This is a genomic window from Kitasatospora sp. NPDC056783 (assembly GCF_042789895.1).
Classification (GTDB): Bacteria; Actinomycetota; Actinomycetes; order Streptomycetales; family Streptomycetaceae; genus Kitasatospora.
The window spans coordinates 16,112-16,417 of record NZ_JBHUAF010000177.1 but is presented as its reverse complement, the minus strand read 5'-3'; the positions used below and the strand labels follow the sequence as shown (position 1 = coordinate 16,417).

Sequence of the window (306 nt, the reverse complement as noted above, 5' to 3'; positions counted from 1 at the left end):
ATCAAGACCGTCATCCCCACCGGCTCCACCAGCGTGACCAAGGTCGACTCCACCACCCAGCAACCGCTGACCGGAGCCACCTTCCAGCTCTGGCAGGAAACCAACGGCACCCCCGGCCTCCAGACGACGGGCATCAACCCCGACACCCCCGTCGGCGCACCCTGCACCACCCCCGCCAACGGCATCTGCTCCGCGAACAACCTCCCCCTCGGCACCTACTACTGGCAGGAGACCGCGGCACCCCCCGGGTATGACCTGCCCACGCAACCGGTCACCACGGTCGTCCTCGACACCAACGGACAGAAC

Annotated in this window: 1 protein-coding gene; it reads left to right on the top strand. The window is 67.6% G+C overall.

What is annotated here, in order from left to right; all coding sequences use genetic code 11:
- The coding region (locus ACFRMQ_RS23835) for a prealbumin-like fold domain-containing protein (protein ID WP_380732603.1) at positions 1-306 on the top strand (306 nt) is incomplete at both ends.